Source organism: Nocardia sp. TBRC8007 (assembly GCF_056629435.1).
The window spans coordinates 494,218-509,434 of the sequence record NZ_JBWSOR010000001.1; the positions used below are offsets into that span (position 1 = coordinate 494,218).

Sequence of the window (15,217 nt, forward strand, 5' to 3'; positions counted from 1 at the left end):
CGTTTGCGTTCATCGGCATTCGGGTCGGGCGGCCTGGCGGAAGACGAGCAGACAACGAGCCTCGACGGTAACAGTGGCGCCCCCGGCATAGCTGATATCGGTCGGGACGACCGACGTCGAGCAGTCCAGTGCTACCGACCATTCCGCATTGTCGTAGGTGGTAGGTAGCGCGAAGTCGAGGGACTCGTCATGGGCGTTGAAGCACAGCAGGAACGAGTCGTCGGTGATGCGTTCACCGCGTGGTCCCGGTTCGAGAATGCCCGCGCCGTCGAGATAGACCGCCAGCGATTTGCCGAATCCGCTGTCCCAGTCGGCTGCGGTCATCTCTTCTCCGGCCGGGGTGAGCCACGCGATGTCGCGTGCGTTATCGGTCGACCGGATCCGTCCGCCGGCCAGGAAGCGCCTACGGCGGAAGACAGGATGGGCAGCGCGCAGTGCGATCACGGTGCGAGTGAATTCGAACAGATCGGCATTCGTGTCCCGTAAGGACCAGTCCATCCACACCAGTGGCGAGTCCTGGCAGTACACGTTGTTGTTCCCGTGCTGGGTGCGCCCCATCTCATCGCCGTGCGCCAGCATCGGTACGCCCTGGCTGAGCACTAGTGTCGCCAGCAGATTGCGGCTTTGGCGGGCTCGCAGCGCGAGGATCTCCGGATCGTCGGTCGGCCCCTCGGCGCCGCAGTTCCAGGACCGGTTCCAGTTCTCGCCGTCGCGGTTGTCCTCACCGTTGGCTTCATTGTGTTTCTCGTTGTAGGACACCAGATCGCGTAGTGTGAACCCGTCGTGCGCAGTGACGAAGTTGATGCTTGCGCTCGGCCTGCGTCCGGTCGCCTCGTACAGATCCGAGGAGCCGGTGAGTCGGGAAGCGAACTCCCCCAGTGTCGCCGGTTCTCCACGCCAGTAGTCGCGCACGGTGTCGCGGTATTTGCCGTTCCACTCCGTCCACAGGCCGGGGAAATTACCGACCTGGTAGCCTCCCTCGCCTACATCCCATGGTTCGGCGATGAGCTTGACCTGGCTCACTACCGGGTCCTGTTGCACCAGATCGAAGAACGTCGACAGCCGGTCCACATCGTGTAGTTCGCGTGCCAACGTCGCGGCCAGGTCGAAGCGGAACCCGTCGACGTGCATATCCAGAGCCCAGTAGCGCAGTGAGTCCATGATCAGCTGAAGAGTGTGCGGATGGCGTACGTTGAGACTGTTGCCGGTGCCCGTGTAATCCATATAGCACGAGAGGTCGTCGTCGGCCAGACGGTAGTAGGCCGCGTTGTCGATGCCACGAAAGCCGATCGTCGGGCCGTGGTGATTGCCTTCGGCGGTGTGGTTGTAGACCACGTCGAGAATCACCTCGATACCCTCGGCGTGCAGGGCCCGTACCATGGCTTTGAACTCGGTGACCGCTGAGCCTGCGCGGCCTGTCGCCGCGTACTCATTGTGCGGCGCCAGATAGCCGAAGCTGTTGTAGCCCCAGTAATTCCGCAGGCCCTGGTCCAGCAATACCCGATCGTGCAGGAACTGATGTACCGGCATCAGTTCCAGGGCGGTGATGCCGAGCCCCTTCAAGTGCGCGATGACCGCGGGGTGCGCAATGCCGGAGTAGGTGCCGCGTAACTCCTCTGGCACCTCGGGATGCGTCATCGTCATGCCCTTGACATGTGCTTCGTAGATCACCGTCTCGTGGTAGGGCCGCCGGGGTGCGCGGTCGGCGCCCCAGTCGAAATACGGGTTGATCACCACGCCGGTCATGGTGTGGCCGAGCGAGTCCAACCCATGGGTGTAGAGCGAGGGGTGGTCGTCGAAGGTGCCGTCGAATGCTTTGCCGTACGGATCGAGCAGCAGTTTACTCGGGTCGCAGCGCAGACCCCGGGCCGGATCGTATGGCCCGTGCACTCGGAATCCGTAGTGTTGGCCGGGGCCGATGGAGGGGAGATAGGCATGCCAGACATAACCGTCGACCTCGTCGAGCTCGACCCTGGTCTCGGTGCCGTTCTGGGCGATGAGGCAGAGTTCGACCGCGTCGGCGACCTCGGAGAACACCGAGAAGTTGGTGCCTGCGCCATCGTAGGTCGACCCGAGGGGGTAGGCGGCGCCGGGCCAGACACCAAGAGGTGCTGGGTCGCCGGGAACTGCTTCGGGCTGAGCCATGGCAACGACAGTAGCGGGCCGCGCGGCATCTGCCAGGGGCAGCGGTAGTGGCTGGGTGCATCGACAGAGACCCGAGCTGCCACGTCGGTCGCGGCCGCGACCGCGAACGGGCCTTGGGATCGGCCACGGTAGCCGCGGTCATACAGTGGAATCCGAGGCATCGGGGTGTGCTGGTCGTGGTGGCCGCATTATCGGTTACTCGCAGCCGCCACGACAGGAGACGGGGATGGCCGATCCGTAGTGCGAATGCTAACTTGAACGGTGTTCAAGTCACCCCGCCTGTCGGGGCCGAGGCGCGAGGATTCCTGTGGTAAAGACCCCTGACGAGATCGCCGCTCGCGATGCCGAGCATGTCTGGCATCCTTACGGAGGCTTCCCCGCGACCACTGTGCCATTAGTGGTGGCGAGTGCCGCGGGCACCAGGTTGAATTTGGCTGATGGGCGCGAACTGGTAGACGGTATGAGTTCGTGGTGGGCCGCCATCCATGGCTACCGGCATCCGGTGCTCGATGCTGCGCTGGCGGCTCAGGCACAGCGGATGAGCCATGTGATGTTCGGTGGCCTCACTCATGAGCCTGCGGTCCGGTTGACCGAGATGCTGGTCGAATCGGCCCCGGCCGGGCTGGACAAAGTGTTCCTGTGCGACTCCGGCTCGGTGTCGGTCGAGGTCGCTATAAAGATGTGCCTGCAGTATTGGCGTTCTTTGGGTAAGCCGGGTAAGAGGCGGCTGCTCACCTGGCGCGGCGGTTACCACGGCGACACGTTCACTGCGATGAGTGTCTGCGACCCGGAGGGCGGCATGCACTCGCTGTGGACCGATATTCTGGCGCCCCAGGTATTCGCGCCGGTACCGCCGCGGGAGTACCGGCCGGAATATGTTGCGCAGTTGCGGCATTTGATCAGCGCGCACGCCGATGAGCTCGCGGCGGTCATCGTGGAACCGGTGGTTCAAGGTGCGGGTGGGATGCGCTGGCATCACCCCGATTATCTGGCTGACTTGCGCAGGCTGTGCGATGAGTATGGTGTGCTGTTGATTTTCGATGAGATCGCGACCGGTTTCGGCCGCACCGGAACGCTTTTCGCGGCCGAGCAGGCTGCGGTGTGCCCGGATGTGATGTGTGTGGGTAAGGCGCTGACCGGCGGCTACCTCACGTTGGCCGCTGCGCTGTGTACCACGCGGATCGCCGAGGCGATCAGCGCGGCGCACGGTGGTCTCATGCATGGGCCGACATTCATGGGTAATCCGCTGGCCTGCGCAGTCGCGGTCGCGTCGATCGAGTTGTTGCGATCGCGAGACTGGCGCGGAGAGGTGGCGCGAATCGAAGCCGAGTTGGAGGCGGGGCTCGCCCCCGTACGCGACAGGCCTGGCGTGGTCGATGCGCGAGTGCTCGGCGCGATCGGTGTGATCGAGCTGGATCATCCGGTGGATATGCGTGTCGCGACCGACGCCGCTATCGCGGCCGGGGTATGGCTGCGACCGTTCCGCAACCTGGTGTACACCATGCCGCCGTTCATCAGCACGTCCGATGACATTGCCACGATCACTGCCGGAATGCGGTCTGTGGTCGCCTCGTAGCGGCAGTAGCGGCTCGCGCTCAGGCGATCCAGGCCGAGGCGGCAGTGCTGTTTCGGCCGCAGTGAGTTCCGTGCCGACGATGGCGGCGTCGATCCGTTCCACGACAGTCGACAGCGGACGGGTGCTGCCATCGTGTTGGCGCCGTTCACCACGGGACGATGTGGGTATCGACGCTGGATCCGCAGTACCGCCTTGCTCGGAGGCTAGTTGAATTGAACAGTGTTCAAGTATGCTGCCCAGCTGTGATGACCGATCCGCTGGCCTGGTTGGACTCCAACGCTATCGCCCGTACTGCCTCGGGACTGCGTCGTGAGCTGCGACCGCGCTCTACCCAGACGCCGTTGATCGACCTCGCCTCCAACGACTATCTGGGGCTGGCCCGCCATCCCGAAGTGATCGACGGTGCGATCGAATCGGTGCGCCGCTGGGGTGCGGGATCGACCGGGTCGCGCCTGGTCACCGGCACCACTGTCGAACACGAACTGTTGGAGAACGAACTGGCCGAATTCGTTGGCGCCCAGGCAGGACTCGTGTTCTCTTCCGGATACGCTGCCAACCTCGGCGCAGTCACCGCGCTCACCGGTCGGGGCTCGCTCGTAGTCTCCGACGCGGGCAATCACGCCTCGCTGGTAGATGCCTGTCGGCTCTCCCGGGCTCGAGTGGAGATCGCGCCGCACTGCGATGTGGGGACGGTGGACCGGCTGTTGTCGGAGCGCGCCGAGGAACGCGCAGTGGTGCTCACCGATTCGGTGTTCAGCGCTGACGGCGATCTCGCGCCATTGGTCGACTTGTATCGGGTGACCAGAGTCAACGGCGCGGTGCTTCTCGTGGACGAGGCGCATGGTCTCGGTGTACGTGGCGCTGGTGGGCGCGGGCTCGCGCACGAGCTAGGGCTGGCAGGGATGCCGGACCTGGTGATCACCGCGACACTGTCGAAATCCCTTGCCGCACAAGGTGGTGTCGTGCTAGCCAGTTCGCGGGTACGGGCCCATTTGATCGATACTGCACGTACCTTCATCTTCGACACCGGCTTGGCGCCCGCTGCGGTCGGGGCGGCACGGTCCGCGCTGCGTCTGCTGCGCGCCCGGCCAGAGTTGGCTGGGCGGGTGCTGCAACGCGGTGCGGACATCGCCAGGATCGCCGGTGTGTCCGCCCCGGATTCGGCGGTGGTTCCGATTGTGCTCGGTCCAGCACAGGTGGCTTTCCAGGCTGCGCAGACGTGCCGGACGCGTGGACTGGAGGTGGGCTGTTTCCGTCCGCCGTCGGTTCCGGAGGGCACCTCGCGGCTACGCTTGACCGCGCGTGCCGACCTCACCACAGTCGAACTCGATACCATCGCAGCAGTACTCGGCGAAATACTCGCCGAGGCAAGGACTGTCGCAGCCGCGCGAGCGGTCAGGCCCGGAGGCGGCAGCGTAGCGTGTCCACGCAGGGCTCCGCTCGCGCGGGGAGTGGGCACAGCGTGAGCGGTCAGGCCCGGAGGCGGCAGCGTAGCGTGTCCACGCAGGGCTCCGCTCGCGCGGGAAGGAGGACAACAGCATGACCATTCTGCTGATCACCGGAACCTCGACTGATGTCGGTAAAACCGTCGTTACCGCCGCCCTCGCCGCTACAGCGCTGGCGGATGGCCGGTCGGTAGCGGTGTGCAAGCCGGGACAAACCGGCGTCGCGACCGGTGCGCCCGGCGATCTCGCGGAGATCCAGCGTCTGTCCGGCGTCACCCGGACGGTCGAACTTGCCCGCTATCCCGATCCGCTGGCACCGGATACCGCTGCCCGGCGAGCCGGGCTACCGGAGCTGACTCTGGCCGAGACCGCCGCCGCCGTCGATGCCTTGACCGACGCTGATCTCGTCCTGGTCGAAGGCGCGGGTGGATTGCTGGTGCGTTTGGGCGACTTCACGCTACTGGAGCTGGCACAAAAGCTCCGTGCGCCGGTCCTGTTGGTTACCGCACCCTGGCTCGGCACGCTCAACCACACCGAGCTGACCACTCGTACGCTGTCTTCAGCGGGTGTGCGGTGTACCGGGCTGGTGATCGGCGCATGGCCCGCCGAGCCGGATCTGGCTGCCGAGTGCAACTGGACCGACCTCCCCCGAGTCACTGGTGTCGACTTGGTGGGCGCGGTGCCCGCAGGAGTAGGTGGCTGGGAGCGCGACCGGTTCACCGCCGCTGCCCCGGGCTGGTTCAACTCGCGCTGGTCGCCTCTCGGCTGATCGTGCGCCCGGTTCGGGCGGTGTCACCGATCCTGTGGGCTTGGCGGCCCCTGGTACGTGTGCTTACAGTGGAATGGGTGTCGCCCTTGGCCGAAAGGCACCCGTCTACTGTCTCCGACTGGGATGATGCGCGGCGCCGGGCCCGGCTACGAGCCACCCGATCGGGGCGTGGGTGGAAGACCTTGCGGCGCACCAGGATGACATTACTGCGGGCAGCTGTCCTGCTATTGGCCGGACCCTTGCTGTTCGCGCAGTACTGGAAGTACGACGTTGTTCCGGAACAGGTGCGGTTGGCGCACACTGTCCCGGCTATCCTGCCTGTCGCGCCGCCACTCGATCCGAAGAACTGGGATACCGTCGTGGTGGATCTCGTCGGGCTCGGTGGCTTGGACGCCAGTGATACCGCCGCGGCGTTGCCCGCGCTGCGTACGATGGGCATGGTATGGGCGATCCGTTACGACAACCGCGGTATCGACACCAAGGTGATCGCTGATCTGATAATCCGAGCCGCGGAGTCATCAGGACTGAAGAACGTGGTGCTGGTGGGGCACAGTATGGGGGGCGTGATCGCGCTGGAGGTCGCCGCGCATATCCATCTACACAGTGATCGCAGAATGGTCGGCGTGATCCTGGATTGCACACCGATGGATCTGGACGCGGTTCGCCAGGAGAGTCGTGTTCACGGTGAGGAAATGTTGCGCTGGATGGGCTGGTTGCCCGGTGCGAGGGAAAGCCGCATCCTGCGCCTGGCTGTGGAAACCTATGCTCGCCGAGACCGTTTCCTCGTCCGCAGTGACATAGTGCCCAGCATCCGGTTCGGTGACTTGAGTGAAGTGCTGGCTGAGGTGATGCGGGAGAAGATCTTTTCCAGTAAAGCCGCGAGCAACGGTTTGATCGAGTCCCAATTCACTGCCATTGTGGCGGGCGGCGCCTCGGATGATTTACGGGCACTGGCCAAACGCTCGGGTCATAAGCCGCGTCCCGCCATTGTGTTCATCCGGCCACGCGACCCTGGGCGTGACCGCGTGGTCGATGTCGAGTACTCCCACCGTGAGCTGATCGAGCAGTCCGGTGGGGTGAACGGCACATTGCTGGTCGTGCTCGCGCGGAACACCGGGCATGCCAATCCGAAGCAACGGCCCGTCGAGTACAACAGGCTGATCGAGCAGCAGATTCTGCCATTCATCCAGCGCTATCAGCAGCAGGTCAGGCAATCGGTCGTAGCGGCGCCACCACGCTGACCAGGTTCTGGTCGGCGGGAACCGGTCCGGATTCCGGTCAGCGGGCACTGGTGCCGAGCAGGTGGCGTACACCGGTGACGAAGATGCGCAGACCGAAGTCGAACCGTGCTGTGGCATCGGGGGTCTGCTCCAGCGGGGTCGCCGGGTCGGGAAGAGCGCCCACCGAATCCATCTGCATTCTGGACTGCTCGTCGACGGTCTGCCCTAGAACGTAGTACAGCAGGGTGAATGCCGCGAGTTCGGCCTCTTGGCGTGGTATGCCCGAGCGGATCATCGTGTCTACCATGCGCTCTCGCCCCCTGCTCGTGGTGAGGCGGGACGCGTATGTCGCCGAGACCAGTTCGGCGCCATCGCGATAAGCCAGCAGGCAGTCGCGCAGACGATGCGCCAATTCGGTGACTTGTCCAGACCAGTCACCGGCCTCGGTCGGATCGGACATGGGTGCGAGAATCTTGTCCGCGACCGCGCCGAGCAATGCCTGTTTGTTGGGGAAATGCCAGTACAGTGCGCCTGGCTGGACCTGAAGGGATCCGGCCAGCCTGCGCATCGTGAGATCGGCGAGGCCGTACTGATCGAGAATCGCGACGGCGCCTTCGATCACGTCCGCCCGGTGCAGCTGCACAGGAAACCTTTCCGCGTGTTTTGACTCACTCCTGTCGCTACCCTAGCCTGAACGGCGTTCAAGTTGCACGGCCGCCTCGGCCGGACGAAGGGATGCGTGCAGTGACCCAGGCCCCCGCAGATTCCGCAGCACCACGGACTCATGTCTCGGCGTCGGACATCCTGTCGATCGCTCGTGAGCAGGTACTGGAGCGCGGTGTGGGACTGGACCAGGACCAGACTCTAGAGGCGCTCCGGCTCGGTGAAGACCGACTGGAAGAACTGCTGGCCTTGGCCCATGAGGTGCGCATGAAGTGGTGCGGCCCCGAAGTCGAGGTCGAGGGCATCATCAGCCTCAAGACCGGTGGCTGCCCCGAAGACTGTCACTTCTGCTCGCAGTCGGGTCTGTTCCAGTCGCCGGTGCGCGCAGCCTGGCTGGACATCCCGAGCTTGGTCGAGGCTGCCAAGCAGACCGCGAAGACCGGGGCCACCGAGTTCTGCATCGTAGCGGCCGTCCGCGGCCCGGACGAGCGGCTGATGGCTCAGGTCGCCGCAGGTGTCGAGGCGATCCGCAATGAGGTCGACATCCAGGTCGCCTGTTCCCTGGGCATGCTCACTCAGGAGCAGGTCGACCAGCTCGCCGCCATGGGCGTGCACCGCTACAACCACAATCTGGAGACTGCCCGCTCCTACTTTCCGAAGGTAGTCACCACGCACTCCTGGGCCGAGCGCTGGGACACCCTACGCATGGTCCGCGAAGCGGGAATGGAGGTGTGTTGCGGCGGTATTCTCGGTATGGGTGAAACCCTGGAGCAGCGCGCCGAGTTCGCTGCGAACCTGGCCGAGCTGGAGCCCGACGAGGTGCCGCTGAACTTTCTCAACCCGCGCCCGGGCACTCCGTTCGGTGACCTAGAGGTACTGCCTGCCGCAGATGCGCTGCGGGCCGTCGCCGCGTTCCGGCTCGCGCTGCCGCGCACCATGCTGCGTTTCGCGGGTGGCCGGGAGATAACTCTGGGCGATCTCGGCGCCGAGCGGGGCATCCTGGGCGGCATCAATGCCGTTATTGTCGGTAACTACCTGACCACCCTCGGCAGGCCCGCGGAGCGGGATCTAGACTTGCTCGGCGAACTGAAGATGCCGATCAAGGCGCTCAACGAAACCCTCTGACCGGGATCGATGTGACGCAAGAGGCTCCAGCCGTGAGTACTGTCGTGGATATGGATGAGCGCTATAACCCGTTCACCGGTAAGCGGATCGTGCCGGGGCTCGACGACGTGATCCCCGAGGCCGCCGTGCTGGGCCTGGAGCCGCCACGGTTCTGCGCTGAGTGCGGGCGCCGCATGATCGTGCAGGTGAGCCCGGACGGCTGGTGGGCCGAATGCTCCCGGCACGGCGTGCTCGATTCGGCGCAGCTGGAACACCGCTAGTGGCTTCGGCAGCGGCGTCGCCGCCGGAGTGGGTTCATCGCGAGGCACGTGCCGCGACGGTGGTCGCCCTCGCGGTGCTGGTGTTCAGCGCGATCGGCGGTGTCGGATGGGCCATGCTGGCGCCGACCCAGCGACTGCTGGTGGTCGGGCCGGAAAGCGGTGTTCCATTGACCGGCGAGAGCTTGCATCAGTTCGATGCGCTGGCGCTGTTCGTACTCGTCGGGGCGGTGACCGGTGTGCTCTCGGCTATAGCGGTGTGGCGGTGGCGCTCGATGCGCGGGCCACTGCTACAGCTCGGCCTGCTGATCGGCTCCGGGGTGGGGGCGCTGGTGATGGGTGGGGTCGGCGAACAGGTTTCCGAGTGGCTGCATCCGCGCTCACACAACCCGCCGGTCGGCCAGGTCATCGAGCTGCCTGCGGCGGTGGGCAGCCTGTTCGCGCTGATCGTGCAACCGCTGATCGCGTCCTTCGTCGTGCTGTTCCTCGCCGCGTTGAGCACATCGGAGGATCTGGGCACCGGTCGCCGAACGTTCGGCAATAGCGGCGGATTCCGTGGTGTCGGAAGAGCTTTCCCATTCTCCGGTGCCACCGCAGCCGGGGGAGAATTGTCCGGGTCCGGCTGTCGGCCTGTCGCCGAAGGACATTCACTGCCGGAGTTTCGGTCATAGCCCTGACCCGGCGACCGAACCGCTGCCACGGGCATCGGGTCGCGTCGAGCGGTGTCCGTGTCCTGCGCTGTAACCCAGTTATGTACGGCCATCGTCGTATGGTCTGCTCGATGGCGGCTAGCGGACCTCGTCCAGCGCTGGAAGCAGCTGGTGACGCCATGGTCGCGTGGGCTACGCTCACGGACGATGAAAAAGGTTTCACCACAACGGCTCGGAGTCGATTTCGGCCGGGTCATCCAGGGGGCTTGCTTCGAGCCGGGAGCCGAGGACACCACGTTCCGCTCCGGCAGCGCCGACGATGCTCTGCGAACACCACCCAGTGATAATAGTTTCGAAGTGCTGGCCCGGTTGGTGCCGCGCTTCGAGGATGTCTGGATCATCTCGAAATGCGGTCCCGAGATCGAGCGACGAACCCGGCGCTGGCTGGACTACCATGAATTCTTCGACCGCACTGGCATTCCTCGCGGCCACATCCGCTTCTGCCGCGCTCGCGCCGACAAGGCGATCCACTGTGCGGAACTGGGAATTACCCACATGATCGATGACCGCCTCGATGTTCATATCGCCTTACGCGGTCTGGTGACGCATTTGTTTCTGTTCGGCGCGCAACAACAACCTCCTCCTGGTTGGGTTCGACACACGATCGATTGGTTCGATGTCGAGCGGTCGGTCGTAGAGACGTTATGAGATCTTGTGATGTACGCCGGGCCGGTGGTGTCGCCGAGATCAGATGGCGTACGCCGCCATGCGGATCAAAGCAGCTTCGGCCGCGTGTACCGCGCCCCATCGCATCTGTGGAAGTTCGGTTCAGGTGGGCGGGCGCAGCGCCGCGAATTCGTCTGTCACCCGCAGTTCGGAATCGGTGAAGCGGTAGACCGCGGCGGGGCGGCCGCCCGCACGCCCTGGTGCGGCGGTGGCACCGGTGGGGCTGATCACCTTGCGGCGGGTGAGTACTCGCTGTAAATTCGTGGTGTCTACTTCGTAACCCAATGCTGCGCAATATATTTCGCGCAATATCGACATGGTGAACCGATCAGGTGCGAGCGCGAAGGCGATATTGGTGTACGACAGTTTCGAAACCAGGCGGGTGCGTGCGTGGTCGACCACCGTGCCGTGATCGAAGGACATGTCCGGCAGTGCGGAGACCGGATGCCAGGTGGTGTCCGCGGGTAGCTTCGGGTCGGCGGTCAGCGGTACCAGGCCGAGGTAGGCGGAGGCGATCCGGCGCGGGCTCGGTACCCGGTCCGGGGCACTGAACACCGAGAGTTGCTCCAGATGGGTCAGTTCGCGCACATCGACCTTCTCGGCCAGTTGTCGGCGTGCGGAGGTGTCCAGGTCCTCGTCGTCGCGCAACCGGCCGCCGGGTAGTGACCAAGTGTCTTTCTGGGGGTCGAGCGCGCGTTCCCACAACAGCACCGCCAGTTCGGTCCGCGCGCTCACTGCGCTGTTGTTCTGGCTTCGACCTGCGGTGATATCGACCGGAAAGCGGCGAACCTGGAACACCGCAGTGAGCGATTCGTGCATGGTGCTACTATGGGACATAGTTTTCGATTATAAGTCGAAAACCGGATTTGGTGCGAATCGGCGATGTAGCCGATTCGCACAAGGAAGGGAGCCATCCATGGCGATGACGGGTGTGAAACTGGCGCCCCCGCTGATGGGGCAGGTGTTCGACGGACCCTCCGGGTTCGCCGGGATCGAAGCGACACCAGAATGGGCGCAGGAGATCAAACGACTGGCCGTGCAGCGCGACGCAACCATTCTCGCGCACAACTATCAGCTACCCGCGATACAGGACGTGGCCGATCACGTCGGCGATTCACTCGCCCTGTCCCGTATCGCGGCCGAGGCGCCGGAAGACACCATCGTGTTCTGCGGTGTGCATTTCATGGCCGAGACCGCCAAAATTCTCAGCCCGGCGAAGACCGTTCTCATTCCGGACCAGCGTGCCGGATGCTCGCTGGCGGACTCCATGACGGCCGAGGAGCTGCGTGCGTGGAAAGCCGAGCACCCGGACGCGGTGGTCGTCTCATATGTGAACACCACCGCCGAGGTCAAGGCGCTCACCGACATCTGCTGCACCTCGTCCAACGCGGTCGACGTGGTCAACTCGATCGATCCGGACCGTGAGGTGCTGTTCCTGCCGGACCAGTTCCTCGGCGCGCACGTCAAACGGGTGACAGGTCGGTCGAACATGCACATCTGGGCGGGAGAATGCCATGTGCACGCGGGCATCAACGGCGACGAGCTGACCGAACAGGCGCGCACCCACCCTGATGCGGAGCTGTTCGTGCACCCCGAATGTGGCTGTGCCACCTCGGCGCTGTATCTGGCGGGTGCGGGTGCGTTCCCGGCCGAGCGGGTGCACATCCTGTCCACCGGCGGCATGATCGACGCGGCCAAGGCGGCGACGTCGAACCAGGTGCTGGTGGCCACCGAGGTCGGCATGCTGCACCAGCTACGCAAGGCCGCCCCTGGCATCGATTTCCAAGCCGTGAACAACCGGGCTTCGTGCAAGTACATGAAGATGATCACCCCGGCAGCGCTGCTGCGCTGTCTGGTCGAGGGCTGCGACGAGGTCCATGTCGATCCGGAAACCGCTGCCCTCGGACGCAATTCGGTGCAGCGGATGATCGCGATCGGTAATCCGGGCGGTGGTGAATGAGTTCCGGCGAGCATTGATGAGCACCGGAGTCCTACCCGGCTGGGAAGCGGTAGCCGACCTGATCGTGATCGGTGGTGGTGTCGCAGGCCTGACCGCTTCGCGCGCGGCGTCCCTGCGTGGCCTGCGGGTGCTCACGCTGAGCAAAGGCGGACCGACCGACACGTCGACGCAGTACGCGCAGGGTGGTATTGCTGTTGTCGCGCCGCACGGGGATTCGGTCGATTCGCATGTGCTCGACACAGTGGCGGCAGGTGCCGGGCTGTGCGACGTGGCTGCCGCGCGCTCCATCATCGAGGGTGGCCGGACCGCGGTGGCCGCGCTGACCGATGTGGGCGCGGTGTTCGATCTCGGTCGCGACGGCCGGATCTCGCGGACCCGTGAAGGCGGGCACAGCACCCGCCGGATCATCCACGCCGGCGGCGATGCCACCGGCGCGGAGGTACAGCGGGCTCTGAACCAGGCCGGTCTGCCGGTGCTGTTCGGCGCCGCGGTCGGGCAGATCATCACCGGACCGAAGGGCGTGTGCGGTGTGGTTGTGCTGTCGGACCAGGGAACCGGCGTTATCCACGCGCCTGCGGTGTTGCTGGCCACTGGCGGGCTCGGGCAGCTGTACGCGTTGAGCACCAACCCACCCGGCGCTACCGCCGACGGCATCGCGCTCGGGCTGTGGGCAGGCGCGACCGTCGCCGATCTCGAGTTCGTACAATTCCACCCGACCGTCCTGTACACCAAGGGCGGGATGGGACGCAGGCCGCTGATCAGCGAAGCAGTACGAGGTGAAGGCGCGACACTGCTCGACACCGAAGGCGACTCGCTGACCGAGGGAGTGCATCCCCTCGGTGATCTCGCGCCGCGCGATGTGGTCTCGCGTGCCATCGCGGCGCGCATGCGCGCTTTGGGCACCGAGCATGTCTATCTCGACGCGCGCTCGATCGACGGGTTCGCGCAACGATTTCCGACGATCACCGCGTCGTGTCTGGCCGCGGGCATTGATCCGGGCACAGAGCTGATCCCGGTCGCACCGGCTGCTCATTATCAGTGTGGCGGGATCGTCACCGACACGCATGGTAGGACCGAAGTGCCCGGCCTGTACGCCGCGGGTGAGGTCGCGCGCACCGGCTTACACGGGGCGAATCGGCTGGCCTCCAATAGTTTGCTCGAGGGTTTGGTGGTCGGTGAGCGGGCCGGGATCGCCGCGGTCGAGCGGCACGGCACACCGGCCGAGGTGACCGAGATCCCGGTTCGCGACGTCGAGCTCGCCGAACGTGCGGTGGTGCAGCGCTTGATGACCACACACGCTTCGGTGGTCCGCGACGGCGCTGGTCTGACAGGCGCGCTCAAACAGCTGGACGATGTCGTCTCCCGACACGACCCGTGCGGCGGCGTCCATCCGGTCAGCGAGACAGCGGATGCCGCACTCACCCTCACTGCGCGTGTTCTGCTGCTGGTCGCCCTCGCCCGCACCGAAAGCCGTGGCTGTCATACTCGGTCGGATCATCCGGACTCCCGGCCCGAGTTGTGTCGCAGTATTACGGTCCGCCTGAACGGTGACGGCCTCCCCGAATACCCACCACTCACCCCATGAGCTCAGCCGCCGAGCCGGGCATGCAACAGCGCCGCGAGCCGCTCACGCGTCCTGCTCGGCCAGAGAGGAACGCTTCGATGACACTGCATGCCGGACTGGATCACGATGAGGTACTGCGGACCATCCGCACGGCACTGGAAGAGGACCTGCGTTACGGACCCGATATCACCACGTTGGCCACTGTGCCTGCCGAGGCGGTGGCGCGGGCCTCGATGGTTCCTCGGCAGTCCGGGACGGTGGCGGGCCTGGACGCCGGGTTGCTGGTGCTCGACGAGGTGATCGGCACCGGCGACTACGAGATCGTCGATCGGGTCGCAGACGGGACCAGGGTGGCGCCGGGACAGTCGGTGCTCACTGTGGTAGCGCCGACCCGTGGTCTGCTCACCGCTGAGCGCACCATGCTCAACCTGGTCTGTCATCTGTCCGGTATCGCGACCGCGACAGCCGTCTGGGTCGATGCGGTCGCGGGTACCCGTTGTCGGATCAGGGACAGCCGCAAGACCCTACCCGGACTGCGTGCCGCGCAGAAATACGCGGTCCGCGTCGGCGGTGGTCTCAATCATCGGATGGGTCTCGGTGATGCCGCACTGATCAAAGACAATCATGTGGTCGCCGCGGGGTCGGTGACCGAGGCCCTGCGGGCGGTCCGGGCCGCGGCCCCCGACATCACTTGCGAGGTCGAGGTCGACAGTCTCGAACAACTCGATGCTGTGCTCACCGAGAATGTTGAACTCGTTCTGCTGGACAATTTTCCGCTCTGGCAGACCCAGATGGCCGTGCAGCGCCGCAATGCGGTGGCCCCGCGGACAAAGCTGGAATCCTCCGGTGGCCTGAGCCTCGATACCGCCGCCGACTATGCCCGCACTGGTGTCGACTATCTCGCCGTGGGCGCGCTCACTCACTCGGTCCGCGCTCTCGACCTCGGCCTGGACCTATACGCGCCAGGTACGTACCCAGGTGTGACGTTGTTCGCACATCCGGGCGCCGAGTGCGTGGCGTGAGGATGTCGGACGTGAGCGGGAGCACGATCTGATGTGGCGAGTGCCGCGGTGATGTGCGCGGCTCGGTGGCCATGGTGAATTTTGCAGGCCGCGGC

13 protein-coding genes and 1 pseudogene are annotated in these 15,217 nt (G+C 65.2%); 11 read left to right on the forward strand and 3 right to left on the reverse strand.

What is annotated here, in order from left to right:
* Positions 1–9: 9 nt before the first annotated feature.
* The gene (gene glgX / locus ACX4ZE_RS02155) at positions 10–2,145 is read right to left on the reverse strand and encodes a glycogen debranching protein GlgX (protein ID WP_480271528.1); all 2,136 of its coding nucleotides are present in this window, start codon (positions 2,143–2,145) and stop codon (positions 10–12) included.
* 307 nt (positions 2,146–2,452) lie between these two features.
* Between glgX and ACX4ZE_RS02160 the strand changes: the two genes are divergently transcribed.
* From ACX4ZE_RS02160 to ACX4ZE_RS02175, 4 genes are all read left to right on the forward strand, one after another.
* Complete coding sequence (locus ACX4ZE_RS02160) at positions 2,453–3,721, forward strand: adenosylmethionine--8-amino-7-oxononanoate transaminase (protein ID WP_480271529.1); 1,269 nt, start codon at positions 2,453–2,455, stop codon at positions 3,719–3,721.
* 245 nt (positions 3,722–3,966) lie between these two features.
* Positions 3,967–5,187, forward strand: coding sequence for an 8-amino-7-oxononanoate synthase (locus ACX4ZE_RS02165; protein WP_480271656.1), 1,221 nt, complete (start codon positions 3,967–3,969; stop codon positions 5,185–5,187).
* A 73-nt stretch (positions 5,188–5,260) separates the two neighbouring features.
* Positions 5,261–5,935, forward strand: coding sequence for a dethiobiotin synthase (gene bioD, locus ACX4ZE_RS02170; protein WP_480271530.1), 675 nt, complete (start codon positions 5,261–5,263; stop codon positions 5,933–5,935).
* Positions 5,936–6,012: 77 nt separating this feature from the next.
* Positions 6,013–7,176: an alpha/beta fold hydrolase gene (locus ACX4ZE_RS02175; RefSeq protein WP_480271531.1), complete on the forward strand. Its 1,164-nt coding sequence runs from the start codon at positions 6,013–6,015 to the stop codon at positions 7,174–7,176.
* Positions 7,177–7,213: 37 nt separating this feature from the next.
* Here ACX4ZE_RS02175 and ACX4ZE_RS02180 read toward each other — a convergent pair whose 3' ends face one another.
* Complete coding sequence (locus tag ACX4ZE_RS02180; protein WP_480271532.1) at positions 7,214–7,798, reverse strand: TetR/AcrR family transcriptional regulator C-terminal domain-containing protein; 585 nt, start codon at positions 7,796–7,798, stop codon at positions 7,214–7,216.
* Positions 7,799–7,890: 92 nt separating this feature from the next.
* Between ACX4ZE_RS02180 and bioB the strand changes: the two genes are divergently transcribed.
* From bioB to ACX4ZE_RS02200, 4 genes are all read left to right on the forward strand, one after another.
* Positions 7,891–8,943, forward strand: a complete 1,053-nt coding sequence (gene bioB / locus ACX4ZE_RS02185) for a biotin synthase BioB (protein ID WP_480271533.1) — start codon at positions 7,891–7,893, stop codon at positions 8,941–8,943.
* A gap of 50 nt (positions 8,944–8,993) precedes the next feature.
* Positions 8,994–9,203, forward strand: coding sequence for a biotin synthase auxiliary protein BsaP (gene bsaP / locus ACX4ZE_RS02190; RefSeq protein ID WP_480271657.1), 210 nt, complete (start codon positions 8,994–8,996; stop codon positions 9,201–9,203).
* Positions 9,203–9,871, forward strand: a complete 669-nt coding sequence (locus tag ACX4ZE_RS02195; protein ID WP_480271534.1) for a DUF2567 domain-containing protein — start codon at positions 9,203–9,205, stop codon at positions 9,869–9,871. Before bsaP ends, ACX4ZE_RS02195 begins: the two co-directional genes overlap by 1 nt.
* Positions 9,872–10,057: 186 nt before the next feature.
* Entirely contained in the window at positions 10,058–10,558 is a 501-nt protein-coding gene (locus ACX4ZE_RS02200; RefSeq protein ID WP_480271535.1) for a hypothetical protein, read from the forward strand.
* Positions 10,559–10,678: 120 nt separating this feature from the next.
* On the opposite strand, the gene ACX4ZE_RS02205 is transcribed toward ACX4ZE_RS02200, so the two are convergent.
* Positions 10,679–11,413, reverse strand: a complete 735-nt coding sequence (locus ACX4ZE_RS02205; protein ID WP_480271536.1) for an NUDIX hydrolase — start codon at positions 11,411–11,413, stop codon at positions 10,679–10,681.
* Between the two features lie 79 nt (positions 11,414–11,492).
* Between ACX4ZE_RS02205 and nadA the strand changes: the two genes are divergently transcribed.
* The 3 genes and pseudogenes from nadA to nadC all read left to right on the forward strand — a co-directional run.
* A complete protein-coding gene (nadA, locus tag ACX4ZE_RS02210; RefSeq protein ID WP_480271537.1) occupies positions 11,493–12,536 on the forward strand; it encodes a quinolinate synthase NadA in 1,044 nt (347 codons plus the stop codon).
* A gap of 16 nt (positions 12,537–12,552) precedes the next feature.
* Positions 12,553–14,121, forward strand: a complete 1,569-nt coding sequence (locus ACX4ZE_RS02215; protein ID WP_480271538.1) for an L-aspartate oxidase — start codon at positions 12,553–12,555, stop codon at positions 14,119–14,121.
* Between the two features lie 77 nt (positions 14,122–14,198).
* Positions 14,199–15,056, forward strand: a pseudogene (nadC, locus tag ACX4ZE_RS02220) (carboxylating nicotinate-nucleotide diphosphorylase); the annotation flags it as partial.
* Positions 15,057–15,217 lie beyond the last annotated feature (161 nt).